This is a genomic window from Achromobacter veterisilvae (assembly GCF_900496975.1).
Lineage (GTDB): Bacteria > Pseudomonadota > Gammaproteobacteria > Burkholderiales > Burkholderiaceae_B > Achromobacter > Achromobacter veterisilvae.
In genome coordinates this window covers 15,703-41,003 of the sequence record NZ_UFQC01000031.1, presented here as the reverse complement: position 1 = coordinate 41,003, position 25,301 = coordinate 15,703, and the positions used below count along the sequence as shown (strand labels likewise).

The window sequence follows — 25,301 nt, the reverse complement described above, 5'->3', positions numbered from 1 at the left end:
CGGGCTGAAGCAGGCCTACCCGGGTGTCTGACACCCCCCCAAAAAAAACTCAGATCCCCGCCAGCCGCTTCAGCACGGCTTCCTTGCCCAGCAGGGCCAGCACCGCGTCCACGGCGGGGGTCTGGGTCTGGCCGGTGACGGCCACGCGCAGCGGAATGGCCAACTGCGGCATCTTCATGCCGCGGTCCGCCAGCACGGCCTTGATCAGCGCCGACAGCGCCTCGCGGGTCCAGTCGGTCCCCTGGGCGCGCTGGGCGAAGTCGGCCAGCGCTTCGCGGGCGGGGGCGGTAAGGTGCTGCTCCGCCAGTTCCGCGGGCGCGCCTTTGAATTCGGCGCAGAACAGCATGGCGCCGTCGGCCAGTTGTTCCAGCGTTTCGGCGCGGTCCTTCAGCAGCCCCATGACGCCCGGCAGGTCGATCTTTTCCGGGTGGCCGCCGCGCGTCGCCACGCGGGGCGCCACGCGTTCGGCCAGTTCGGCGTTGTCCATCTGCTTGATGTAGTGGGCGTTGACCCAGTTCAGCTTCTTCGGATCCCACTGCGACGCCGACTTGGACAGGTGCTTGGTGTCGAACCACGACACGAGCTGCTCGCGGCTGAAGAGTTCGTCGTCGCCATGGCTCCAGCCCAGGCGGGCCAGGTAGTTGACCATCGCCTCGGGCAGGTAGCCCTCGTTGTCGTACTCCATCACGTTGACGGCGCCGTGGCGCTTGGACAGCTTTTCGCCGTCCGGGCCCAGGATCATCGGCACGTGGCCGTATTCGGGCAGGGTGGCGCCGAGCGCGCGCAGGATGTTGATCTGGCGCGGCGTGTTGTTGACGTGGTCGTCGCCGCGCAGGACGTGGGTGATGCCCATGTCCCAGTCGTCGACCACGACGCAGAAGTTGTAGGTGGGGGTGCCGTCCGGGCGCGCGATGATCAGGTCGTCGAGTTCGCCGTTGTCGAAGCTGATCGTGCCCTTGACCATGTCGTTCCAGGAGGTGGCGCCTTCCTGCGGGTTCTTGAAGCGCACGACGGGCTTGCGGCCCTCGGGGATGGCGGGCAGCGTCTTGCCGGGTTCCGGGCGCCAGGTTCCGTCGTAGCGCGGCTTGTCGCCGCGGGCGCGCGCGGCCTCGCGCATGGCTTCCACTTCCTCGGGCGTGCTGTAGCAGTGGTAGGCGGTGCCGGCGGCCAGCATCTGCGCGACCACTTCGCGGTAGCGGTCCATGCGCTGCATCTGGTAGAAGGGGCCTTCGTCGGGCTGCATGCCCAGCCAGTCCATGCTGTCCAGGATGGCCTGCACGGCCTCCGGCGTCGAGCGCTCGACGTCCGTGTCCTCGATGCGCAGGACGAAGGTGCCCTTGTGGTGGCGCGCGAAGGCCCAGGAGAACAGCGCCGTGCGGGCGCCGCCCAGGTGCAGGAAACCCGTGGGCGAAGGCGCGAAACGGGTACGAATGGGGGAAGAGGCGTTGGAGGTCATAGATGGCAATGATAGCGGCTGCGGCGCCACAAAACGGCGTCGGGCTGTGTCCGCGTCAAGCGGATCGCGGGCTTGTCTTGTTACGATGAACGGTATTTTAGATTAGGGCTCGCGCCCTGGCCCGCCACCCCTATGCTGCGACACGCTCTCGCCCCGATGTTCGAACCCAGTTCGCTGGTGATCGTCGCCGACCGGCCCTTGCCGGCGACGGGTTCGCTGTCGCCCGCGCTCAAGGCGAAAACCACGGTGGTCGCGTGCGAGGTGGGCGCCGCGCCGGACCTGCCGGACAGCCTGCAGGGCCTGGCGGCGGGGGAGCGGCCTGATCTGGCCCTGGTTTGCGTGTCGCCGGCGGTCCTGCCGGAGACGCTGCGCCGCCTGTCGCCCCTGTCGCCCCGCTCGGTGATCCTGCTGCCGCACGAACTGCCCGATCCCTATCCGCGCGGCACGCTGGCGCTGTGCCGCGCCTGGGCCGAGGAAAACCGCTGCGAACTGCTGGGCCCGCGCTCTTTCGGCGCCCAGCGGCCGCACGCGGGCCTGAATCTCAGCCAGCATCCGGTGCTGGCGCGCGCCGGCCGCGTGGCGCTGCTGGCGCAGTCGCGCTCCATCATGGCCGCGGTCATGGACTGGGCCGAGGACGTGCACATCGGCTTTTCCACCGCCGTGTCGCTGGGCGACGAAGCGGTGGTGGGCCTGCCCAAGGTACTGGACTACCTGGCCAGCGACCCGCGCACCGACAGTATCGTGCTCTACCTCGAAGACGTGGGCCCGGCCCGCGAATTCATGAGCACGCTGCGCGCGGCCGCCTCCGTCAAGCCAGTGATCGTGCTCAAGGCCGGCCGGCCCGACACCGACAGCGGCGACGCCATCTTCGATGCCGCCCTGCGCCGCGCCGGCGCGGTGCGGGTGCGCTACTTCGTGCAGTTGTTCTCGGCGGTGAAGGTGCTGGGCTACACGCGGCGGCCCAAGGGCCGGCGCGTGGCGCTGATCTCCAACGGCAGCGGGCCGCCCCAGTTGGCCATGGACCTGATCGGGCCCGACGCGGCCGTGCTTCGCGCGGAACTCGCGCCCGCGACCCAGCGCGCCCTGGCCGCCATGCTGGAGCCGGACGCGGCCAGCGCCAATCCCGTCATCACCTACACGCCGCTGACTCCGGAGCGCATCCGCGCCATCCTGGACGCGGTGCTGGACGACACCGGCGTGGACGGCGTGCTGGTGCTGCTGGCGCCCGACGCGCTGGCGGACATGCCGGCCGTGGCGCGCGAACTGGCCCAGATCGCGCCCAAGGCGAAGAAGCCGGTGGTGACCTGCTTCATGGGCGACGCCGGCATGCGGCCCTTGCGGCGCATGCTGGACGACGCGGGCACCTCGGCGTTCCGCACGCCCGAATCGGCCGCCGACGCTTTCGGCGTGCTGGCGACCCATCACTACAACCAGCAGTTGCTGCTGCAGACGCAGCCGCCCGAGCCCGCCACCCACGTGCCCGACCTGGCCGCCGCCCGCGAGGTGCTGGCGCGGGTGCGGGCCGATTGCCGGCGCGAACTCACCAGCTCCGAAATCCGGACCCTGCTGGCCCTGTTCTACGTGCCGCTGCGCGATATGCCCACGGACGTCGCGGCCGCCGAACCCGAATCCCGCCCCATGGCGATCCGGGTCCGGCGCGATCCCCAATTCGGCCCGGTCATCCGCTTCGGCGCGGGCGGGCCGGACGCCGTGCTGTCCCTGTCCGACCGCGGCGTCGACCTGCCGCCGCTCAACGGCTTCCTGGCCCGCCAGTTGATCGAGCGCAGCCGGCTCTGGCGCCGGGTGCTGGCTCCGCGCATCGGCCACATGGCGGCCGAGGCGCTGCAACAGGCCGTGGTGCTGGTGTCGGAGCTGGTCTCGGAACTGCCCGACATCGAGACCCTGGACATCGATCCGCTCTACGCGGGCGAAACGCATCTGCGCGCCGGCGGCCTGCGGATGAGGCTGACCGAGAAGCCGGGCTGCGAATCGCCCCAGGCCGCGGGCTATCCGCACATGGCGATCCACCCGTATCCGGCCCGCCTGGTGCAGGTGCGCCGCTTCGAGGACGGCATCCCCTGGGTCCTGCGGCCCATCCGCCCCGAGGACGCCGAGCCGCTGCAGGAGTTCATCCGCGGCCTGTCCGAGCGTTCGCGCTATATGCGCTTCGTGTCCATGATGCGCGAACTCACGCCGCGCATGGTGTCGCGCTACACCCAGGTCGACTACCACCGGGAACTTGCCCTGGTGGCCGCCACGCAGGTGCCCAACCCGGCCAACCGCGGGCATCCGCGCGAGGTGCTGGTGGGGTTCGCGCACTACCTGCGCAATCCGGACGGACGCGGGGCGGAGTACGCACTGGTGATCGGGGACGACTGGCAGCGGCGCGGCCTGGGCCGCCAGTTGATGACGGCCCTGATCGACGCGGCGCGCGAACAGGGCCTGGAATACATCGACGGCCTGGTGCTCTCGGGCAACCGGCCCATGCTGGCGCTGATGACCAGCCTGGGTTTCACCAACGACGCGGATCCCGAGGATCCGACGATGCGGCGGGTCTGGCTGAACCTGGTCTGACCCGGCGGCGGGCCGGGCCCGCTCAGGCGGCTTTTTCGGCCGGCCGGGCGGGCCGGAGCCGCGCCGTCGCCTCGTCCACGGACAGCACGTCGCCGAAGAACAGGATCCAGCCGTGCAGCGCATGCTCGTGCTCGGCCGGCGTGACCGCCGCCAGCGCGTCGTCGACCATGATGCTGCGGAAGTCCCGCATCATCGCGTCGCGCGCGGTGGATTCGCAGCACACGTTGGTGACCGTGCCGGCGATCAGCAGCGTGTCCACGCCGCGTCCGCGCAGCAGGGGTTCCAGCTCCGATGAGCCGGGCGCCATGGCGCTGTAGAAGCGCTTGACCACCCGCAGGTCCGAATCGTGGGCGCGCAGATCCGGGTGCAGCGCGAAGCCGGGCGAGTCGCGGCGCAGCGTCTCCAGGCGTTTCGCGCTGCGCTCGGGCGTCAGCATCACGCGATGGTGGTGCGACCAGAACGAATCGGCGTTGTCGGAGGCGGTCTGCACCCAGACGATGGTGCCGCCGGCGGCCCGCACCGCGTCGCACAGGCGGTTGATGGGGGCGATGATCCCGCGGGCCGGCGCGCATTCGCCCTGGTAGCCCGGCAGCGTGAAGTATTGCTGCATGTCCACCACCACCACGGCCAGGCGCGCGGCGGGCAGTTCGTCATAGGGATGCAGGCGGCCCTGGCGGGCCACGACGCGATCCTTCACCCATTGGGGGAATTCCATGGCGGTTCCTTATCCGTAGCGCCGCGCCACGGCGGCTTCGATGCGATACACGACCAGGTACATCACGCTGGAAATCACGGCCAGCGCGGCGATGGCCGTCATGACGATGTTCAGCTTGAACACCTGGCTGCCGTTCATGATGAGAAAGCCCAGGCCGGAATCCGCCGACTGGAACTCGCCCACGATGACGCCCACCAGCGCCAGGCCGATGTTCATCTTCACGGCCGCGATGAGCGTGGGCACGCTGCCGGGCAGCACCACCTTGGTCAGCACCTGCCAGCGGCTGGCGCCGAAGGTGTGGGCGAGCTTCATCTTGTTCAGGTCGATGCCGCGAAAGCCCGCGTAGACCACCATGATGGTCACGAACACCGCGATCGCCACGGCCATGCCGTACACCGCGTAGTCCGACCCCAGCCACAGGTAGAAGATCGGCACGAAGGCGATCTTGGGCATGGCGTTGGCCACCACCAGGAAGGGGTCCAGCACCTTGTACAGGAAGTCGGACCACCACAGCGCGGCCGCCACCGCGATGCCGATCAGCATGCTGAGGGCGAAGCCCACCAGCGTCGCGGAGAGCGTGGTCATGATGTGCTTGCCCAGGCTGCCGTGGTTCCACAGTTCGATGAACGTGGGCCACAGGGCGCTGGGATAGCTGGTCAGCAGGGGATTGAGGACGTGCATGCGCGGCAGGATCTCCCAGGCGCACAGGAAGACCGCCAGCAGCAGGACCTGCGCCATCCGGATGTGCCGGCGGCGCGCGCGGTCGCGGCGCAGGTAGTCCAGGTACTTTTCGCTGGGCGCGCGCACGGCGCGCAGGGGAACGGTGTTGGCGACGGGCGCGTTCATGGGTCAACCCTCCACGTGGACGTCCAGCTCGTCCCAGAGCTGTTTGAAGTAGGTATTGAATTCCGGCCGCGAACGCGCCTGGAACGGCGTCGGCCGGGCCTGGCCGTCGCCATAGTGGATGCGGTACTGGCTTTTCAGGCGGCCGGGGCGGCGCGACAGCACGATCACGCGGTCCGTCATGGCGATGGCCTCGCCGATGTCGTGCGTGACCAGCACCACCGTCTTGCCCTCGCGGCGCAGGATGTCCACGACTTCGTCGGAGATCGCCAGCCGCGTCTGCGAATCCAGCGCGGAAAAGGGCTCGTCCAGCAGGATCACGTCCGGCTCGGTGACCAGCGTGCGCGCCAGCGCGGCGCGCTGGCGCATGCCGCCCGACAATTGGCGCGGCGTGTGCGACAGGAAGGCGCCCAGCCCGCATTTTTCCAGCAGGTGCACGGCGCGCGCCTCGCTGCGCGCATCGCGCCGGCCCTGGATCTCCGCGCCCAGCATCACGTTGTCCAGGATGCTGCGCCATTCGAACAGGTAGTCCTGCTGGAGCATGTAGCCGATGCGCGGATTGGGCTTGGTCACGGCCTGGCCGTCTATCGTCACCGAGCCCGAGGTGGGCGGGATCAGGCCGGCGATCAGGGACAGCAGCGTGCTCTTGCCGCAGCCGCTCTGTCCGATCAGGCTGACGAATTCGCCCGCGGCCAGCGTGAACGACACGTTCGACAGCGCCTCGGTCTCGCCTTCCTGGGTGAAGTACGACAGACAGACGTCGCGCAGCTCGATTTTCGCCGTGGCCGCGTCCGGCTTCAGGTTGTGGACGACCGCGCCCATCATTGCGCCTTCCTGGCGAAGTCGGCCACCACGACGTCCTCGTACTTCGCGCGGGCGCTGTCCTTCATGACCGCGCTGGCGACCAGCATGTCCTGCAACTGCGTCATCGCTTCCGCCGTCACCAGCGGCGAACGCTTCCAGATCTGGTATTTCTTGTAGCGCTCGATGGCCTCGGTCACGGCGGCCTGGTCCATGCCCGGGAAGTAGGTCATGATCTGCGGCGTCAGGGTGGCCGCGGGCGTGTCCTGGACGTATTTTTCGGCGCGCGCCACGACGTCGGTCCAGGCCTGGATGACCTTGGGGTTGTCGCGGATGTATTTGTCGGTGGCCGTGAAAACGGTGTAGTCCACCTGGCCCACTTCGTGGCCGACCGAAGCCACGATATAACCCTTGCCGTTGCGCACCAGTTCGCCGGCCTCGGGTTCCAGGAAGATGCCGTATTCGCCCTGGCCCGCCATCCAGGCGCCGGCGCGCGCCGGAATGCCGATGTTGTTCAGCAGCTTCACGTCCTTTTGCGGATCCACGCCATGCTTGCGCAGCGCCGTTTCCAGGAAGACCAGCGGGTTGGAGCCGGGGCGGAAGCCGATGACCTCCTTGCCCTTGAGCATGGACCAGTCGAACTTCTCCACCGGCTTGCGCGCCAGCAGGAAGAAGCCGTCGGTGGCGGTCAGCCCGGCGAAGATCCGGGGCTTGACCGGGGACTCGCTGTTCTGCACGTAGATGGAGGCCTCGGGGCCGATCAGCACGATGTCGGCGCTGCCCGAGAGCAGCGCGGTCATGCCTTTGTCGGTGCCCTGGGACGTCTTCATCGACACGTCCAGGCCCGCGTCCTTGAAGTAGCCCTGCGACAGGGCCACGTACTTGGGCACGTAGAGGATGGAGCGCACCACCTCTTCGTAGCGGACCTTCACCGGGGGATTCAGGGCTTCGGCCTGGGCGGCCAGGGGGGCGAGCAGCGCGAGCAGCGCCGCGCCCGCCAGTCGGGGCGATGGCAAGGATTTCACGGGACTTTCTCCTGCGTCTTGATGCCACGCCGATACCCGGCGCAACACACGGCCAATGGGATGGGTCGACTGCAACAACAGGGAAGCCCGAACACCTTTTGCCCGGGCCGGTAAGGCTTGGATCGAATACTATATTCAATACAAACAGGCGACAAGCCCTTTCGAGATCGGCGTTTTTCTCTATGGACGCACGGAAGCGCAGCCCTGAAAATTCAAGGCTGGAATACTAGTTGGTATACAAAATGGTTTTTGCCCCAAGGGGCGGGGCCGCGCAGGACGCGCGGCCCGGGGTCAGGCCAGGACGCCGCGCAGGAAGGTGGAAATGTCGGCCACTTCCTCGGCGCAGACCGAATGCGGCATCGGGTACGTGTGCCAGCGCACGTCATAGCCCAGCCGCTGCAGCTCGGCCAGCGAGGCCTGGGCGCGCGCCAGCGGCACCACGGGGTCGTACTGGCCGTGGGCCAGGAAAATCGGCGTGTCCCGATTGGCGCCCTTGCGTTCGGCCTCGGCCGTATCCATGAGCGGCAGGTAGCCGGACAGGCCCATCATGCCCGCCAGTTTCTCGGGCAGGCGGATGCCGGTGTGCAGGGTCATGGCGCAGCCCTGGGAGAAACCGGCCAGCACGATCTTCGAAGTCGGGATGCCCCGGGCGTTCTCGCGCGCGACCAGCTTGCGGATCGCGGCTTCCGAGGCGCGGATGCCCTGGCCGTCTTCGACGCGCACCAGGTCCATGACCAGGATGTCGTACCAGGAACGCATCGCCATGCCGTTGTTGATCGTCACGCGCTGCACCGGCGCGTTCGGGAACACGAAGCGCACCGCAAGGCCGGCGGGCAGGTCCAGTTCCGGCACGATGGGCGCGAAATCGTTGCCGTCGGCGCCCAGGCCGTGCAGCCAGATCACGGCGTGCGTGGGGTTGGGGGCGGGTTCGATCTCGATGCAATCGAGCAGGTCGGTCGTGGCGTTCATGGACGGCGGGCGGTGAAAATCAGGGGGTGAGGGTCTTCAGGGCCTGGAACAGCGCGCGGTAATGCTTCTTTTGCGGTTCCTGGCCTTGCAGCAGCGATGCGTTGGCCTGCCGCTCCTTGCGGGCGGCGCGGATCAGGGAGCGCAGTTGCTGGGCATCCGCCTGGGGATTGTTGGTGAGCAGCCGGGTGAGGGCGTCGTCGTCGTCCAGCAGGCGGTCGCGCAGCGTTTCCAGCCGGTGCATGGCGGCGGTTTCCTCGCGCGAACCGTTTTCCCAGACGTCCAACTGCGCGCGGATCTCGTCCGCGGGGGCGTCCCGCATCAGCTTGCCCACGAAGTGAATCTGGCGCCGGCGGCCTTCGCGCCCGGTGGTGCGCTGCGCCACCCGGATCGCCTCGTAGAGGCGTTCCGCCAGGGGCAACTGCTTGAGGCGTTCGGGCGACAGTTCGATCAACTGCTTGCCCAGGTCCAGCAAGGCGTGCATTTCGCGCTTGACCTGGGACTTGCTGGGGCGGTCGTAACCGTTCTCGTCGTAGCCGTCGCCGGCGGATTCTTCTTCGATATGGGAATTCATGGAAAACTGCGCAATGACAGACTTGGCTATGATAACCGTCTCTGCAAATTGGACTGCAATGGTTAAATCCTCCTCATCCTTGCCGCTGGCGGCGAATCACGCGCGTTTTTCCGAACTCGTCGAACAAACCCTCGCCTATGCGCGCCAGATCGGCGCCTCCGACGCCGCGGCGGAAGTCTCGGAAAGCCTGGGCCTGTCGGTCTCCGTACGCAAGAACGACATCGAAACGGTGGAGCAGACCCGCGACCGCTCGCTGGACCTGACGGTCTACGCCGGCCAGAGCCGCGGCTCCGCCTCCACCTCCGACTTTTCCGAGGCGGCGCTGCGCCAGACGGTCGAAGCGGCCTGGCATATCGCGCGCCATACCGCCGCCGACCCGGCCGCCGGCCTGCCCGACGCCGACCAACTGGCCACCGAATTCCCCGATCTGCGCCTGCATCACGCCTGGAGCGTGTCCACCGAAGAAGCGGCCGAACTGGCGCTGCGCGCCGAGCGCGCCGCCCGCGAGGTCGACCCCCGCATCACCAACACCGACGGCGCCACCGTGGGCACCTACGAAGGCCAGTTCGTGATGGGCAACACGCGCGGCTTCCTGGGCGGCTATCCGTATTCGCGCCACAGCCTGTCGGTGGCGCCCATCGCCGGCCGCGGCAACGGCATGCAGCGCGACTACTGGTACACCTCCGAACGCGATCCGGCCAAGCTGGCCTCGCCCGAGGCCATCGGCCGCTACGCCGCCGAGCGCACGCTGTCGCGCCTGTCGGCCCGCCGCATCCGCACCGGCAAGTTCCCCGTCCTGTTCGAAGCGCCGCTGGCGCTGGGGCTGGTGGGCGCCCTGACCCAGGCCGCCAACGGCGGCGCCCTGTACCGCAAGGCCAGCTTCCTGCTGGACGCGCTGGGCAAGCCGATCTTCCCCGAACACATCAACCTGACCGAAGACCCGCACATCCCCGGCGCCATGGGCAGTTCGCCCTTCGACGACGAAGGCGTGCGCACGCGCCGCCGCAACGTGGTGTCGGCCGGCGTGCTCGAAGGCTATTTCCTGTCGTCCTACACCGCCCGCAAGCTGGGCATGGCGACCACGGGCAACGCCGGCGGTTCGCACAACCTGGTGTTCAGCTCCACGCTGACCCGCCGCGGCGACGACTTCGAGGCCATGCTCAAGAAAATGGGCACCGGTTTCCTCGTGACCGAGCTCATCGGCCAGGGCGTCAACTACGTGACGGGCGACTATTCGCGCGGCGCGTTCGGCTACTGGGTGGAAAACGGCAAGATCCAGCACGCGGTGCAGGAAATCACCATCGCGGGCAATCTGGCCGACATGTTCAAGCAGATCGTCGCGGTCGGCGCGGACACCATTTCGCGCGGCACCAAGACCACCGGCTCGATCCTGATCGAAGCGATGGCCATCGCCGGGACCTGACCCCCGCCGGCGGCGGCCTCTTGCGGCCGCCGCCGCGCATCCTTTGCCGTCCGGCCTTTGCAATCCCTTACCGGATCGGGGCTTCCTCTCCGGGCCCGTCTCGGCGTGTAATATCCGGCGGGTATCGCTCGATGTCCCAGGTGTCGCTGTAAAGGAGCAAAGAGATGCAACGACGTTCATTCTTGAAGCGCGCCGGGCTGGGCGCCGTCGCGACCGGCGCTGCCGTCGGCGCGCCCGCGTTCGCCCAGGACATGCCGTCCGTCAGTTGGCGCCTGTCGTCCGGCTTTCCCGCCATCCTCGACCTGCGCATCGGCACCGGCGAGAGCTTCTGCAAGTTCGTCTCCGAAGCCACGGGCGGAAAATTCAATATCCGCCATTTCCCCGAAGGCGAGATCGTGGCCGCCGGCGACCTGATGGAAGCGGTGTCCACCCGGAAGGTGGAATGCGGCCACGTCTCTTCCCGCGCCTACTACTCCAAGAATCCCGTCTTCTGCTTCGACGCCGCCGTCCCCTTCGGGTTGAACGCGCGGCAGATGAACGCCTGGATGAGCGAGGGCGGCGGCCTGCGCCTGACCCGCGAACTCTTCAAGCCCGAAAAGATCATCAACTTTCCGCTGGGCAATACCGGCGCCCAGATGGGCGGCTGGTTCAACAAGGAAATCAAGCGCCTGGGCGATCTCAAAGACTTGAAAATGCGCGTGGGCGGCCTGGCCGGCGACGTGCTGGCGCGCATGGGCGTGGTCCCGCAGCACGCGGACATGGCGAAACTGGCCGAGGCCTTCGAGAAAGACGGCCTGCAGGCCGTGGCGGGGGCGGGCGCCTACGACGACGACAAGCTCGGCCTGAATAAAGTAGCTAAGTATTACTACGCACCCGGCTGGTGGGCCGGCGGCGAGCAGCTATCGCTGTACGTCAACGACGAAGCCTGGAACGCCCTGCCCAAGAATTACCAGGCCGTGGTGGAATCGGCCGTGCAGGCCGCGCATTCCGCGGCCACTGCCCGCTATGATGCCCGCAACCCGGGCGCGCTGGCCCAATTGGCGGCCAATGGCGCGCAGATCCGCGCGTTTCCCCGTTCCATCATGGACGTGGCGTTCGAGACCACCCAGAAGATGTACGAGGACTTGGGCGCCAAAGACCCCAGGTTCAAGGCGATGCACGATAGTTACATGGGTTTTCGCGACAGCGAGATGCCCTGGTTCCGCCTGACCGAAAGCGCTTACGGCCAGTATCTGGGCGTCGCGCTATCGGGCAGAATATAGGGCGGGGGCCTGTGCTGAATGGCATTCGGCATGCGTTAGGGTTTTTGCTAGTAACCCCGCATTTTTTACAAAAAAATGGGCGGTTTGTAGGCTTTTGTTGAATGGCGTTCGAGTATCGGCCTGATACAAAGGAGTAATATCCCGGGTCTTGACGCGCAAACATGGCGCCTTTAGGCGGCATCCGACGTCAATCCGGCAGGATTACAACAGCCCGGATTACCAATATTCCGAGACAGACTATAAGGTGGTACCAACCATGCAATCCAAGACCAAGAAGCTGCTGGCCGCGCTGATCGCCGCCGGTGTCCTCCCGGCTGCCCACGCAGCCGACATCAAGCTGGGCGTGGCGGAAGCCCTGTCCGGCGGCGCCGCCCAGTACGGCGTGTCGATCCGCAACGGTTTCCAGCTCGCCGCTGACGAAATCAACGCCGCCGGCGGTATCAACGGCAACAAGATCGTGCTCGTGGTCGAGGACGAACAAGGCAAGAAAGAAGAAGCGATCAACGTCTTCAAGAAGCTGATCTTCAAGGACAACGTCCTGATGGTCTTCGGCCCCACGCTGTCGAACTCGGCCCAGGCCGCCGATCCGATCGCCCAGGCCGCCAAGACGGTCGCCTTCGGCACGTCCAACACCGCCGACGGCATCACCTCCATCGGCAACTACGTGTTCCGCAATTCGGTCACCGAAGCCGACGTGCTGCCGGCCACCATCTCCACCGTCAAGGCCAAGACCGGCCTGAAGAACGTGGCCGTCCTCTACGGCAACGACGACGTCTTCACCAAGAGCGGCTACGACAACTTCAAGAAGGCCCTGGAAGACCAGAAGATCCCGGTCACCACGACCGAAACGTTCGCCAAGGGCGACGTGGACTTCAAGGCCCAACTGACCAAGATCAAGGGCACCAACCCCGACGCCATCGTGCTGTCCGCGCTGCTGGCCGAAGGCGCCCCGATCATGGTCCAGGCCCGCCAACTGGGCCTGAACGTGCCGGTCATCGGCGGCAACGGCATGAACTCCGTCAAGATTTTCGACCTGGCCCCCGGCGGCGCGTCGAACAATCTGTGGATCGGCAGCCCGTGGTCGATCGAGAACAAGGCGCCCGAGAACGTCAAGTTCATCGATGCCTACAAGGCGAAGTTCAACGGCGCGCCCGACCAGTTCGCGGCCCAGTCGTACGACGCCATGTACATCGCCGCCCAGGCGCTGAAGAACGTCAAGCTTTCCGGCGAACTGGCCAAGGATCGCGCAGCCCTGCGCGATGCGCTGCCCTCCGTGACCTGGACCGGCGCCACCGGCCCGTTCAAGTTCCGCCAGGCCACCGACCGCGCCGGCAAGCCCGCCGGCTACGACGCCGACCAGGCGCCGATCGTCAGCGTGACCAAGGACGGCAAGTACGTCATCGAGAAGTAAGCGCTACGCATCCCCGCGCGGGGGGATGCGCCTTGCGGACGGCGGCGCCGTCCGCAAGGCGCTTTTTATCGCAGGGCCGCCACCATAGAAAAAGCGCCTCCCCGCAAGGAGGCTCAAGGCCATGCAGTGGGCGCTGCATGGGGCCCTCACAGCTTTGGAAAGTCCCATCATGTTCGAACAACAATTCGTCAACGCCTTGTCGCTGGGCTGTGTGTATGCACTGTTCGCGCTGGGCTTCACGCTGATCTTCGGCGTGCTCGGGGTGATCAACCTGGCGCACGGCGCCGTCTTCATGGTTGGCGCCTACGCGGCACTGTTCGTCGTGCAGCATTTCAGCCTGCCCCTGTGGGCCGGGCTGATGGCGGCGTTCTTCGTTGCCGGCTTTACCGGGGTCATCATCGACTACCTGGTGCTCAAGCCGCTGCGCAAGCGCAATGCGCCCCACCTGATCCCCATGATCGCCACCATCGGCGTGGGCATCATCCTGAACAACGGCGCGCAGGGCATCTTCGGCGCCAGCAATCTGCGCTTCCCGCACGGCACCGTGCCCGAGGAAGTCATCGAGATCGCCGGCCTGCACCTGACCGTCATCGAACTGGGCATCATCTTCCTGTCTTTCGCGCTGATGGCCGTGCTGATGTACGTCATGCGCCGCACGCAATTCGGCCGCGCCCTGCGCGCCATCGCCGAATCGCCCAAGGCCGCCTGGCTGCTGGGCATCAACGTCGAAAAGCTGTTCGTCACCACCTCGTTCGCCGCGGCCGCCCTGGGCGGCGTGGCCGGCGTGCTGATCGGCCTGTACTCGAACGCATTGTTCCCCCTGATGGGCCAGCCCATGCTGCACAAGGGCATCGCGGTCATCATCCTGGGCGGCATGGGCGACATCCGCGGCGCCATGCTGGGCGGCCTGTTCCTGGGCTTCGCCGAGGTGCTGTCGGTGGCCTACATCGGCTCCACCATGCGCGATGCGGTGGCTTTCGGCCTGCTGTTCCTGATCCTGCTGGTGCGCCCGCAAGGTCTGTTCGGCAAAGTGGTTCAACGCAAGGCTTAAAGAATGAGCGGATTCGAAAACTTCTGGGCCATCTACGGCAACCTGGTGCTCACGCTGGGCACCAACGCCTTGCTGGCCCTCTCCATCTGGCTGACCCTGGCTTGCGGCATGCTGGCCATGGCCAATGCCGCCTTCATGGGCATCGGGGCGTACACCGCCGCGCTGCTCACCATGAACTATGACGCCCCGTTCTCGGTCGCGCTGGCCGGCGGCATGGCGGCGCCCGCGCTGGTGGCCGCGCTGATCGGCTTGCCGACCTTGCGGCTGTCCGGGGTCTACCTCGCGATGGCCACGCTGGGCTTCGGCGAAGTGGTCCGCGTGACCATCCTGAACACCGAGTCCCTCACCGGCGGCGCGCTGGGCCTCAACGGCATCCCGCAGTTGACGCAGTGGTGGCACGTGGTGCTGGCGGTCGTCATCGTGCTGTTCGTGCTGTGGCGCGTGCGCGCTTCCAAGATCGGACGCTCGTTCGACGCCATCCGCGGCGACGAAACCGCGGCCGGCCTGATGGGCATCGACGTGCGCGCCAACAAAATGCTGGCCTTCGTGGCCGGCGCGATGATCGCCGGCCTGGCCGGCGCCCTGAACGCGCACCTGACCTTCTTCATCGGCCCCAATGAATACGGTTTCGACCGTGGCGTGGAAATCCTGACCATGGCCATCCTGGGCGGCATCGGCGGCCTGGCCGGCCCCGTGCTGGGCAGCTTCATCATTACCGTGCTGCCCGAATTGCTGCGCGGTTTTGCCGATCTGCGCCTGGTCGCGAATGGAGTGATTCTGGTGGTGATTGTGTTGTTCCTGCCGCAAGGCATCTGGGATCCGGCGCGCTTCAAGCGCTGGATGCGCCAAGGACGCCAGGGAGGCAAGCGCCATGCTTGAGCTTTCTTCCGTCTCCAAGAGCTTCGGCGGCCTGCACGTGCTGCATGACGTCAGCCTGTCCGTGCCCGAAGGCGCCATCTTCGGCCTGATCGGCCCCAACGGCGCCGGCAAGACCACGGTGTTCAACCTGATCACCGGCCTGCTGCCGCCCAGCGGCGGCACCATCGCGTTCAACGGCCAGAGCGTCCTGGGCAAGCGGCCGCACCGCATCACGCGCATGGGCATCGCCCGCACGTTCCAGAACATCCGTCTCTTCAAAGAGATGACGCTGCTGGAGAACGTGGTGGTGGGCGCCTATCGCCACATGAACTACGGCTTCCCCAGCCTGCTGCTGGGCCTGCCGGGCTACCGCGAGCACGAAAAGCGCGCCCGCGAGCGCGCGCACGAACTGCTCACCTGGATGCGCCTGGACCACAAGGCCAACGACCTGGCCGACAACCTGTCCTACGGCGAACAGCGCCGCCTGGAGCTGGCGCGCGCGCTGGCCACCGAGCCCAAGCTGCTGCTGCTGGACGAGCCCGTGGCCGGCATGAACACCGGCGAACGCGCCGAACTGATGCGCGAGATCCTGGCCATCCGCGACCGCGGCTACACCATCCTCATGATCGAGCACGACATGCGCTTCGTCATGGGCCTGTGCGAGCGCATCGCGGTGCTGAACTTCGGCAAGATCATCGCTTGCGGCGGACCCGAAGAGATCCGCAACAACGAACAGGTCATCGAAGCCTATCTGGGCCGCGAGGACGACGAAGACACCGAACAAGCGGAGGCCGCCAAATGAGCGCCATGCTGGAAGTCCGCGGGCTCGAGGTCAACTACGGCCACATCGAGGCCGTCCGCGGCATCGACCTGGACCTGAACGCCAAGGAAATCACCGCCCTGGTCGGCGCCAACGGCGCCGGCAAATCGACCACGCTGCTGGCGCTGTCGGGGCTCCTGCCCAAGGCGCGCGGCAAGATCGTCTTCGAAGGCGAGGACATCACCAACCTGGCGCCCCATCAACTGGTGGCGCGCGGCATCGTCCAGGTGCCGGAAGGTCGGGCCATCCTCACGACCATGACCGTGCTCGAAAACCTGGAGCTGGGCGCCTACCGCCGCGGCCTCAAGAACGTCGGCTCGGACCTGGAATACGTGTTCAACCTGTTTCCGCGCCTGAAAGAACGGATCACCGGCATCGCCGGCAACCTGTCGGGCGGCGAACAGCAGATGCTGGCCATCGGCCGGGCGCTGATGGCCAAGCCGCGCCTGCTGCTGCTGGATGAACCGTCGATGGGCCTGGCGCCCATCGTGGTGCAGGAGATCTTCCGGTCGCTGCGGGCGATCAACGCCGACGGCCTGACTCTGTTCCTGGTCGAGCAGAACGTGCGCCAGGCGCTGAAGATCGCCCAGCACGGCTACGTGCTGGAGAACGGCGCGATGGCGCTGACGGGCACGGGCCGCGAACTGCTGGGCCATCCCCGCGTGCTGGAAGCCTACCTCGGCGCCTGACAGGGCGCGGGGATGCGTCCCCCGCATCGAATCGGCCGGCGGACGCCTCGCGCGCTGCCGGCCAGTTCTCTGCCACCACGGGGTTGCCCACTTTTTGAGCAACTGTGGTAGAATCATCGGCTTTCCCTCATTTTGGCTATTGCACGGGCGGGTAATAACGCTTAGGCGGGACGCCGATATCAGCCGGGGTTTGCCGGAAGCCGCAAGGTTTTTCCGGGATTTCGGCCCAGTTCGGGGAAAAGCACTGGCTGGATGGTCCAGCCAGGGAATTTTTATTCTTAGGAACCATCATGAAGACCTTTGTGGCCAAGCCGCATGAAGTCCAACGTGACTGGTTTGTGATCGACGCCAAGGGCAAAGTCCTCGGTCGTGTGGCCAGCGAAGTCGCACGTCGTCTGCGTGGCAAGCACAAACCTGAATTCACGCCGCACGTTGATACCGGTGACTACATCGTCATCATCAACGCTGCCGATATCGTCGTTACGGGTAGCAAGGCGAAGGACAAGAAGTACTTCCGCCACACGACGTACCCGGGCGGTATCCGTGAAACGAACTTCGAGAAGCTCCAAGAGCGTTTCCCCGGCCGTGCCATCCAGAAGGCTGTCAAGGGCATGCTGCCCAAGGGTCCTCTGGGCTACGCCATGATCAAGAAACTGAAGGTGTACGCCGGTGCCGAGCACCCGCACACCGCCCAGCAGCCCAAGACGCTGGATATCTAAGGAAACGCCATGATCGGTAACTGGAATTACGGAACCGGCCGTCGCAAAACCTCGGTGGCTCGCGTTTTCATCAAGAAGGGCACGGGTAAGATCGTCGTCAACGGCAAGCCCGTCGACGAGTTCTTCGCCCGCGAAACCGGCCGCATGATCGTGCGCCAGCCGCTGGAACTGACCGGCCACCTGGAATCGTTCGACATCAAGGTCAACGTGCACGGCGGCGGCGAAACCGGCCAGGCCGGCGCAGTCCGTCACGGCATCACGCGTGCCCTGATCGACTACGACGCGACCCTGAAGCCCGCGCTGTCGCAAGCCGGCTTCGTGACCCGCGATGCCCGCGAAGTCGAACGCAAGAAGGTCGGCTTCCGCAAGGCACGTCGGCGCAAGCAGTTCAGCAAGCGTTAATGTCTTGCAAAAAAGCCCGCTTCGGCGGGCTTTTTTTTCGTGCACGCCTATTTTCCGCGCGGAACTCCGCGTATTCCCTCCGGTCGGAAAGAAGGGTTGCGGTGCCATTTCGGGCGCTCTGCCGCAACACCCGATTTCCCGAGCGATACAATCGATCCTCGTTCTACGAAGAGCACACATCATGGCCCAAGCATCGAACACCCGCATCAAGGTTGGTATCGTCGGCGGCACCGGTTATACCGGCGTCGAGCTGCTGCGCTTGCTGTCGCAGCATCCCAACGTGGAGTTGACCGCCATCACGTCCCGCAAGGAAGACGGGCTGCCGGTGGCCGACATGTACCCGAACCTGCGCGGCCGCGTGAAGCTCGCCTTCTCCGCGCCGGAAAAGGCCACGCTGACCGATTGCGACGTGGTGTTCTTCGCGACGCCCCACGGCGTGGCCATGGCCCAGGCGCAGGAACTGATCGCCGCGGGCACCCGCGTCATCGACCTGGCCGCGGATTTCCGCCTGCAGGACATCCCGACGTTTGAACGCTGGTACAAGATTCCCCACACCTGCCCGGACATCCTGGCCGAATCGCAGTACGGCCTGGTGGAGCTGAACCGCGAAGCCATCTCCAAGGCGCGCGTCATCGGCAATCCCGGCTGCTACCCGACCACCGTGCTGCTGGGGCTGGCCCCGCTGCTCGAAGGCGGCAAGAAGCTGGTCGACGCCCAGACCCTGATCGCCGACTGCAAGTCGGGCGTGTCGGGCGCGGGCCGCAAGGCGGAAGTGGGTTCGCTGTTCTCCGAAGCGTCCGACAATTTCAAGGCGTATGGCGTCGCGGGCCACCGCCACCATCCCGAAATCGTCGCCCAGCTCGAGAAGATCGCGGGCGGCACGGTGGGCCTGACCTTCGTGCCCCACCTGGTGCCGATGATCCGCGGCATGTTCTCCACGATCTACGCGCGCATCCTGCCCGAAGCCCGCGACACCGACTTCCAGGCGCTGTTCGAACAGCGCTACGCGGATGAGCCGTTCGTGGACGTGATGCCCGCCGGCAGCCTGCCCGAAACGCGTTCGGTGCGCGCTTCGAACAATCTGCGCATCGCGCTCAGCCGCCCCGGCAATGGCGACCAACTGATCGTGATGGTGGTGCAGGACAACCTGGTCAAGGGCGCCGCCGGCCAGGCCGTCCAGAACATGAACCTGATGTTCGGCATCCCCGAATCCACGGGCCTGGACCAGGTCGCCATCCTGCCCTGATGTATCCGGGCTTGCGGCCGCCGGCCGCGGGCCGCCGTCCCTCCATGCCAGCCGACCCTCTCCCAACGCTCCAGCCTCGCCTTGCCGGCGGGCTGGCGCGCGTGGCCGCGGGCCTGCTGGCCGGGGTGCTGCTGGGCGGCTCCGCGGGCTATTTCTATGCCCGCCAGCTTTACCGGCCGCAGGACGCGGTCGTCATCAGCGTCCGGCAGGCCGAGGCCCAGGAAGAGGCCGCGCGCCAGCAGGCCACTCAACTGCGCTATACGCAGGGGCAGCTCGATACCGCCGACGGCGAACTCGTCATCGAGCGTTCGGCGCGCCAGGAACTGGAAACCCAGTTGCGCGCCGCCCAGGCCGAGATCGGCAGGGTGCGCGACCAACTGGCGTTCTATGAACAACTGCTGCCCCCCGGGCCCGAGGGGTCGGTGGACATCCGCGGCGTGGAGATCGACCGCAGCGGAGCCGGCCTGCGCTACAAGGTCCTGCTGATGCGCAGCGGCCGCAACGGCGGTTCGCCGTTCGCGGGCGCCCTGCGGTTCCAGGCCACGGGGACCTTGAAGGGCGAAACGGTGACGGTGGATCTGGCCCCCATGCAGGTCAAGGCCGAATCCGGCCCGGTGGCCGTCACCGGCGAGAACACCGCGGCGGCGTCGCTGGCCCTGCAGTTCGACCAGTACCAGCGCAGCCAGGGGATGCTGGCCGTGCCCGAGGGATTTGTCCCCGAAAGCGTGACCGTCAGCGTCCTGGAGGGAGAAACGGTCCGTGCTTCCCGCAGTGTCAAGCTGGAACTTTGAGTCTGCGCAAACCCTGCGCTATAGTGACACCATACGAGCGGCGAGGCCGCTCATCGAAATATGGCCGAACCGGCCAGGAGTGAACCATGAATGCAGTGACCGAAACCGTCGACCTGCAGGCCGCCCCGCCTGCCCCCCTGGTCTTTACCGACTCGGCCGCGGCCAAGGTGAAGGATCTGTTGGCCGAAGAAGGCAATCCTGAACTCAAGCTGCGCGTCTTCGTGCAGGGCGGCGGCTGTTCGGGCTTCCAGTACGGCTTCACCTTCGACGAAGTCGTGAACGAAGACGACACCGTGCTGGACAAGGCCGGCGTGCAACTGCTCGTCGATCCGATGAGCTTCCAGTACCTGGTCGGCGCGGAAATCGACTACAAGGAAGACCTGGAAGGCGCGCAGTTCGTCATCCGCAATCCGAACGCCAGCACCACCTGCGGCTGCGGCTCCTCGTTCTCGGTGTAAGCCGCCGGCCGGGCAGTCAGAAGGGCCCTTCGGCACGTGCCCAAGGGCTTTTTGCATTGGGCGCGGATAAAAGACCCTAGGCGGGATAGAGCGCGCCCAGGATGCGGGGCCCGCGCGCGCCGGTAACGGCGGGCAGCCCCGCCGGCCGGCGCTCCATGAATGCCTGCGCCAGCCAGGCGAAGGCCAGGGCCTCGACTTCCTGCGCCGGCACGCCCAGCGCGTCGGTGGCGCGCACGGGGCGCTGCAGGCAGTACGCCAGCTCGCGCATCAGGCCGGGATTGCGCGCGCCGCCGCCGCATACGAACACTTCCCGCGTGCCGGCCGCGGCCGCGTCGATGGCGTTGGCCACGGTCCGGGCCGTCAGGCGCTGCAGCGTGGCCTGCACGTCCTGCGGAGCCGGCGTGGGCCCGTCGTACGCGGCCAGCCGGGAATCCAGCCACTGCATGTTGAAGAGGTCGCGGCCGGTGGATTTGGGCGGCGGCAGGGCGAACCACGGCTCGCCGGCGATCAATTGTTCCAGCAGCGGCGCCAGCACCTGTCCGCTGGCGGCCCAGCGGCCGTCGGCGTCGAAGGGCGTTCCCAGGTGGCGCTGGCACCAGCCGTCCAGGAAGACGTTGGCGGGGCCGGTGTCGAAGCCCCGCGGGGATTGGCCCGGCTCCAGCAGCGTCACATTCGCGATGCCGCCCAGGTTGAGCACCGCGCGGCCCTGGGGCGCGCCGAAGACGGCCGCGTGAAAGGGCGGCACCAGGGGGGCGCCCTGGCCGCCCGCGGCCACGTCCCGGCTGCGGAAGTCGGCCACCACGTCGATGTTCGACAATTCCGCCAGCAGGGCGGGCGCATTGAGCTGCAGGGTGTAGCCGCTGTCGGGACGGTGCCTGACCGTCTGGCCGTGCGCGCCGATGGCGGCCACGTCCCGCGCCGCCACGCCGGCGTCGCGCAGCAGCGCGGCCACGGCCTGCGCGTACAGGCGGGCCAGCGCATTGGCGGCCAGCGCGCCGCGGGCCAGTTCGTCCTCGCCGGACAGGTTCAGCGCCAGCAGTTCCTGGCGCAGGTCCGCGGGCATGGGGAGGCTGGCGCTGGCGAGCACCCGCGGCGGCTGGCCGCCGCCCAGCCGCGCCAGCACGCCGTCCACGCCGTCTACGCTGGTGCCCGACATCAAGCCGATGTAGAGCTTGGAATCCTGGCTTTGCACGGGCAGGGCGGAAGTCACGGGCGCCTCTCGAAAAAAGAAAAAGCGGCCGCGCAGTGGATCTTGCGGGGCCGCCTTCGGGGACGTTCTGCCGGGTGGTCCGCCTAGCGGCTGGCCACGTTCGTCAGCGCGTCGGGCAGGGTCTGCTGGAACTGGGTCAGTAGCTGGATCTGCTGCTTGTAGGGCGCCACGGCCTGGTTGAAGGCGCGCACTTCGGCGGGCTCCAGGCTGCGCGCGACCGGCAGGTCCACCGACAGCGGGTCGATCGGCTGGTTGTCCACGCGGAATTCATAGTGCAGGTGCGGGCCGGTCGCCCAGCCGGTGGAGCCCACGTAGCCCAGCAACTGGCCTTGCGAGATCTTCGCGCCCTTGGTGACGCCTTCGGCGATGCGGCTCTGGTGGGCGTACAGCGTCGAGTACTTGCCGTGGTGCTTCACGATGACCACGTTGCCGTAGCCATTCTGCCAGCCGGAGAATTCGACCGTGCCGTCGGCGGTGGAGTGGATCGGCGTGCCGGAGGGCGCGGCGTAGTCCACGCCCTTGTGCCCCGTCCAGGTCTTGTGGATGGGGTGCATGCGCATCCCGAACGTGGAGCTGATGCGGCTGAACTTCAGGGCGGTGCGCAGGAACGCGCCGCGCAGGCTGGTGCCGTCGAAGTCGTAGTACGAACCGCTCTTTTCGTCGGGGCTGAACCAGACGGCGTTGTAGGTCTTGCCGCCGTTGATGAATTCCAGCGCCAGCACGCGGCCCGCGCCGGCGTAGCGCCCGTCGTGCGAACGCACTTCGTAGACCACGCGGAACTGGTCGCCCTGGCGCAGGTCGCGCAGGAAGTCGATCTTGGCGCTGAGGATGTCGGCCATCTGCATGGTGACCGAATCCGGGATGCCGGCGGCGTCGGTGGCGCCGAACAGCGACGAGCGGATCGTGCCCACGGCGACGCGGGTCTGGCGCTCGGTGTTTTCGGCGACTTCCTCGGCCTTGTAGCTGTCGCCCGACGGCGCGACGTGCAGCATGCGCGTCACCACCTGGCCATCGGTCTCGTTGCCGGGGGTATGGATGTAGCGCAGCCAGATCAGCTTGCCTTCCTCGTCGGTCGCGGCCTGCACGGAGCGGCCCGGGTACAGCTTGTAGATGCTGCGGGCGCTGGCGTCGTGGGTCAGGAAGGTTTGCAGATTGGGCGCGTCGAGTTCCAGGCGCTGCAGCACGGCGGAGAGCGTGTCACCGGGCCGGATGCGGGTCTCGCTGATATAGGGGGCGGCGCTGGGGGCGCTGACTTCGACTTGCTCGGCGCTCAGCGGCAGGACGCTGCGGATGATGCGCGAAGGGGGGAGTTCGCTGCGGTCGGGTTGCTGCACCATGCCGAGAGCGGCGGCGCCTGCGAACAGACCGAGTGCGGTGACGAGAAGAGTGCGGCGGAAAAGTCCCGAGCGCTGGGGCTTGGGTTCTGCGGGCGCAAACAGGGCAGCAACTTTGCGCTTGATGCTACTCGCCAGTTCGTGGAGGCCACGATTCATCGTGAAGAGACCCTCTCAGGTGGCAGGAGCTCGCAGGGTGCGCAATGCGGACAAGCCCTCGCGCGCCACGGTTTCCGGGGGCAAGGGCTGGCGCGAGGCGCATCTTGTGAACAACGGATGGTAGAGCGACCGCAACTGCGTATACCAGGCAATTGCGTATGATTAGGGCGGTATCCTAGCCGATTCGGCTAGAATTTTCGATAGTTTTCGTCACTTTTTACACCTTTTTGTCGGCTGAAGCCGCGTCGGTCCCCCTGCCATGTCATCCACAGAAGCCCCTATCACCCCTGAAGTCGAAGCCGATCTGCGTATAGCCAAGCGCGGTTGCGACGAACTCCTGGTCGAGTCCGAGTTCGCCCGCAAGCTGGCCAAGAGCCGCGCCACCGGCGTGCCGCTGCGCATCAAGCTGGGGCTGGACCCGACCGCGCCGGACATCCACCTGGGCCACACGGTGGTGCTGAACAAGATGCGCCAGTTGCAGGACATGGGCCACAACGTCATCTTCCTGATCGGCGATTTCACCTCCACCATCGGCGACCCCAGCGGCCGCAACAACACGCGTCCGCCGCTGACCCGCGAGCAGATCGAGGCCAACGCCAAGACCTATTACGCCCAGGCCAGCCTGGTGCTGGATCCCGCCCGCACCGAGATCCGCTACAACTCCGAGTGGTGCGACCCGCTGGGCGCGCGCGGCATGATCCAGTTGGCGTCGCGCTACACGGTGGCGCGCATGATGGAGCGCGAGGACTTCACCAAGCGCTTCAAGAGCGGCATCCCGATCTCGGTGCACGAATTCCTGTATCCGCTGATGCAGGGCTACGACTCGGTGGCGCTGAAGTCCGATCTGGAGCTGGGGGGCACCGATCAGAAGTTCAATCTGCTGGTCGGCCGCGAGCTGCAAAAAGAATATGGCCAGGAGCCGCAGTGCATCCTGACGATGCCCTTGCTGGTCGGGACGGACGGCGTAGAGAAGATGTCCAAGTCCAAGGGCAACTACATCGGCATTTCGGAGTCGCCCGATTCGATGTTCGGCAAGCTCATGTCGATTTCCGACACGCTGATGTGGCGCTACTTCGAGCTGCTGTCGTTCCGGTCGCTGGAAGACATCGCCGCGCTCAAGCAGGAAATCGACGGCGGCCGCAATCCGCGCGACGCCAAGGTCATGCTGGCCCAGGAAATCGTTACCCGCTTCCATTCCGCCAAGGCGGCGGAGGACGCGCTGGCCGCGTTCGAGGCCCGTTTCCGCGACGGCGCCATTCCCGAAGACATCCCCGAAGTGAACATCGGCGGCGCGCCCGTGGGCATCCTGAAGCTGCTGCGCGAAGCCGGCCTGGTCGCTTCCGGATCGGAAGCGCAACGCAACGTGGAACAGGGCGGCGTCCGCGTAAACGGGGACCGTGTGGAAGACAAATCGTTGCAATTGCCGGCGGGGACTTACGTCGTTCAGGTGGGCAAGCGCAAGTTCGCGCGTGTTAACTTGAACCCCTGATCGCGGAGTTCTTGCCTGGGACGGCCCGGCGGCAAAAAAGCCCCCTTTGGGGGCAGCAAGCGCGCGGCGTGCCGCGTGGGGGCTTTTTTGATACGCTGAGGGTACGGACAGGGGCAGTGGGGCCTTTGCGGCACATCTAGGAGCACGACATGGAACTTTCGAGTTTGTCATTTTCCGATCACGAGTCGATTCCCGAGCGCTACGCGTTCGGCAGGATCGATGCGCAATCGCACGTCGCGCTGGCAGACAACTTCAACCCGCAGTTTTCCTGGGACGACGTCCCGGCGGGCACGCAGTCGTTTGCCCTCATCTGCCACGATCCCGACGTGCCCTCCAGTCCCGACGACGTCAACCAGGAAGGCCGCGAAGTGCCGGCCGATCTGCCGCGCGTGGACTTTTTCCATTGGGTGCTGGTGGACTTGGCCGCCGACATGCGCGAGATCGAGGAAGGCGCCTTCTCCAACGGCATCACGCCGCGCGGCAAGGGCGGCCCCCTGGCGCCCATGGACGCCCGCCAGGGCATCAACTCCTATTCCTCGTGGTTCGCGAACGACCACGACATGAGCGGGGACTATTTCGGCTACGACGGCCCGTGCCCGCCCTGGAACGACTCGCTGGTGCACCGGTACGTGTTCACGCTGTACGCCCTGGACGTGCACAGCCTGAACCTGCAAGGTTCCTTCACCGGCGAAGACGCCTTGCGGGCCTTGCAGAAGCATGTGCTGGCCAAGGCGTCCCTGACGGGCACCTATACGCTCAACCCGAAGCTCGCGCCCAAGCAGATCGGCGCCACGTCCGCCTGACGCGGCCGCGCCGCCAATCGGGGGCCGCCATGCGGCCCCTTTTTCTTTGCATGAAAGTTCCTCAAGTCGGGTTGAGAGGGGTTTCCGGGCGCGGGACGATGGCGTGGTTTTCGCGCCCGTCGAGGCGATTTTGCCGGGATTGAAGGCATTTTGGCGGCAATCGATCGGGCCCGACGCGGTAAACTATCCGGCATTCTCCGGGTTTACCCACCCGACGCCGTT

General features: G+C 66.6%; 24 protein-coding genes. 15 read left to right on the top strand and 9 right to left on the bottom strand.

Annotated elements, in window-relative coordinates; all coding sequences use genetic code 11:
- Positions 1-49: 49 nt before the first annotated feature.
- Positions 50-1,456: a glutamate--tRNA ligase gene (gene gltX / locus AVE30378_RS23795; RefSeq protein WP_129244205.1), complete on the bottom strand. Its 1,407-nt coding sequence runs from the start codon at positions 1,454-1,456 to the stop codon at positions 50-52.
- A gap of 132 nt (positions 1,457-1,588) precedes the next feature.
- On the opposite strand from gltX, the gene AVE30378_RS23790 reads away from it, so the two are divergent.
- A complete protein-coding gene (locus AVE30378_RS23790; protein ID WP_129244203.1) occupies positions 1,589-4,030 on the top strand; it encodes a bifunctional acetate--CoA ligase family protein/GNAT family N-acetyltransferase in 2,442 nt (813 codons plus the stop codon).
- Positions 4,031-4,052: 22 nt separating this feature from the next.
- On the opposite strand, the gene AVE30378_RS23785 is transcribed toward AVE30378_RS23790, so the two are convergent.
- The 6 genes from AVE30378_RS23785 to yjgA all read right to left on the bottom strand — a co-directional run bounded on the left by AVE30378_RS23785 (position 4,053) and on the right by yjgA (position 8,954).
- Positions 4,053-4,745, bottom strand: coding sequence for a cysteine hydrolase family protein (locus AVE30378_RS23785; protein WP_129244202.1), 693 nt, complete (start codon positions 4,743-4,745; stop codon positions 4,053-4,055).
- A 9-nt stretch (positions 4,746-4,754) separates the two neighbouring features.
- A complete protein-coding gene (locus tag AVE30378_RS23780) occupies positions 4,755-5,591 on the bottom strand; it encodes an ABC transporter permease (protein ID WP_129244200.1) in 837 nt (278 codons plus the stop codon).
- A gap of 3 nt (positions 5,592-5,594) precedes the next feature.
- Positions 5,595-6,410, bottom strand: coding sequence for an ABC transporter ATP-binding protein (locus AVE30378_RS23775; protein WP_129244271.1), 816 nt, complete (start codon positions 6,408-6,410; stop codon positions 5,595-5,597).
- On the bottom strand, positions 6,410-7,414 hold the full coding sequence (locus AVE30378_RS23770) for an ABC transporter substrate-binding protein (RefSeq protein ID WP_165360284.1): 1,005 nt from the start codon (positions 7,412-7,414) through the stop codon (positions 6,410-6,412). Before AVE30378_RS23770 ends, AVE30378_RS23775 begins: the two co-directional genes overlap by 1 nt.
- Before the next feature lie 291 nt (positions 7,415-7,705).
- Entirely contained in the window at positions 7,706-8,383 is a 678-nt protein-coding gene (locus AVE30378_RS23765) for an alpha/beta hydrolase (protein WP_129244198.1), read from the bottom strand.
- A 19-nt stretch (positions 8,384-8,402) separates the two neighbouring features.
- Positions 8,403-8,954, bottom strand: coding sequence for a ribosome biogenesis factor YjgA (gene yjgA / locus AVE30378_RS23760; protein WP_129244196.1), 552 nt, complete (start codon positions 8,952-8,954; stop codon positions 8,403-8,405).
- Positions 8,955-9,012: 58 nt separating this feature from the next.
- Here yjgA and pmbA point away from each other — a divergent pair, with 58 nt between their 5' ends.
- The 12 genes from pmbA to erpA all read left to right on the top strand — a co-directional run bounded on the left by pmbA (position 9,013) and on the right by erpA (position 20,084).
- Positions 9,013-10,377 (top strand): metalloprotease PmbA, encoded by a 1,365-nt coding sequence (gene pmbA, locus AVE30378_RS23755; protein WP_129244195.1) that lies wholly within the window; start codon positions 9,013-9,015, stop codon positions 10,375-10,377.
- A 164-nt stretch (positions 10,378-10,541) separates the two neighbouring features.
- On the top strand, positions 10,542-11,639 hold the full coding sequence (locus AVE30378_RS23750; protein ID WP_129244192.1) for a TRAP transporter substrate-binding protein: 1,098 nt from the start codon (positions 10,542-10,544) through the stop codon (positions 11,637-11,639).
- Positions 11,640-11,895: 256 nt separating this feature from the next.
- Complete coding sequence (locus AVE30378_RS23745) at positions 11,896-13,050, top strand: ABC transporter substrate-binding protein (RefSeq protein WP_129244189.1); 1,155 nt, start codon at positions 11,896-11,898, stop codon at positions 13,048-13,050.
- A gap of 169 nt (positions 13,051-13,219) precedes the next feature.
- Entirely contained in the window at positions 13,220-14,101 is an 882-nt protein-coding gene (locus tag AVE30378_RS23740) for a branched-chain amino acid ABC transporter permease (RefSeq protein WP_129244186.1), read from the top strand.
- Between the two features lie 3 nt (positions 14,102-14,104).
- Positions 14,105-14,980, top strand: coding sequence for a branched-chain amino acid ABC transporter permease (locus AVE30378_RS23735; RefSeq protein ID WP_129244183.1), 876 nt, complete (start codon positions 14,105-14,107; stop codon positions 14,978-14,980).
- Entirely contained in the window at positions 14,973-15,761 is a 789-nt protein-coding gene (locus AVE30378_RS23730; RefSeq protein ID WP_129244180.1) for an ABC transporter ATP-binding protein, read from the top strand. Before AVE30378_RS23735 ends, AVE30378_RS23730 begins: the two co-directional genes overlap by 8 nt.
- Positions 15,758-16,468 (top strand): ABC transporter ATP-binding protein, encoded by a 711-nt coding sequence (locus tag AVE30378_RS23725; protein WP_129244177.1) that lies wholly within the window; start codon positions 15,758-15,760, stop codon positions 16,466-16,468. Before AVE30378_RS23730 ends, AVE30378_RS23725 begins: the two co-directional genes overlap by 4 nt.
- Before the next feature lie 290 nt (positions 16,469-16,758).
- Complete coding sequence (gene rplM / locus AVE30378_RS23720; RefSeq protein ID WP_043544818.1) at positions 16,759-17,187, top strand: 50S ribosomal protein L13; 429 nt, start codon at positions 16,759-16,761, stop codon at positions 17,185-17,187.
- Between the two features lie 9 nt (positions 17,188-17,196).
- Positions 17,197-17,589: a 30S ribosomal protein S9 gene (rpsI, locus tag AVE30378_RS23715; protein ID WP_006226692.1), complete on the top strand. Its 393-nt coding sequence runs from the start codon at positions 17,197-17,199 to the stop codon at positions 17,587-17,589.
- A gap of 181 nt (positions 17,590-17,770) precedes the next feature.
- A complete protein-coding gene (gene argC / locus AVE30378_RS23710) occupies positions 17,771-18,835 on the top strand; it encodes an N-acetyl-gamma-glutamyl-phosphate reductase (RefSeq protein ID WP_129244175.1) in 1,065 nt (354 codons plus the stop codon).
- Between the two features lie 44 nt (positions 18,836-18,879).
- Entirely contained in the window at positions 18,880-19,626 is a 747-nt protein-coding gene (locus AVE30378_RS23705) for a DUF6776 family protein (protein WP_129244172.1), read from the top strand.
- 86 nt (positions 19,627-19,712) lie between these two features.
- The gene (erpA, locus tag AVE30378_RS23700) at positions 19,713-20,084 is read left to right on the top strand and encodes an iron-sulfur cluster insertion protein ErpA (protein WP_006388644.1); all 372 of its coding nucleotides are present in this window, start codon (positions 19,713-19,715) and stop codon (positions 20,082-20,084) included.
- 76 nt (positions 20,085-20,160) lie between these two features.
- On the opposite strand, the gene AVE30378_RS23695 is transcribed toward erpA, so the two are convergent.
- Together AVE30378_RS23695 and AVE30378_RS23690 are read right to left on the bottom strand one after the other, a co-directional pair.
- Positions 20,161-21,294, bottom strand: coding sequence for an anhydro-N-acetylmuramic acid kinase (locus AVE30378_RS23695; protein ID WP_279636207.1), 1,134 nt, complete (start codon positions 21,292-21,294; stop codon positions 20,161-20,163).
- A gap of 83 nt (positions 21,295-21,377) precedes the next feature.
- Positions 21,378-22,787 (bottom strand): M23 family metallopeptidase, encoded by a 1,410-nt coding sequence (locus AVE30378_RS23690; RefSeq protein ID WP_129244169.1) that lies wholly within the window; start codon positions 22,785-22,787, stop codon positions 21,378-21,380.
- Between the two features lie 259 nt (positions 22,788-23,046).
- On the opposite strand from AVE30378_RS23690, the gene tyrS reads away from it, so the two are divergent.
- A complete protein-coding gene (gene tyrS / locus AVE30378_RS23685) occupies positions 23,047-24,276 on the top strand; it encodes a tyrosine--tRNA ligase (RefSeq protein WP_129244166.1) in 1,230 nt (409 codons plus the stop codon).
- Between the two features lie 149 nt (positions 24,277-24,425).
- Entirely contained in the window at positions 24,426-25,079 is a 654-nt protein-coding gene (locus AVE30378_RS23680; protein ID WP_129244163.1) for a YbhB/YbcL family Raf kinase inhibitor-like protein, read from the top strand.
- Positions 25,080-25,301 lie beyond the last annotated feature (222 nt).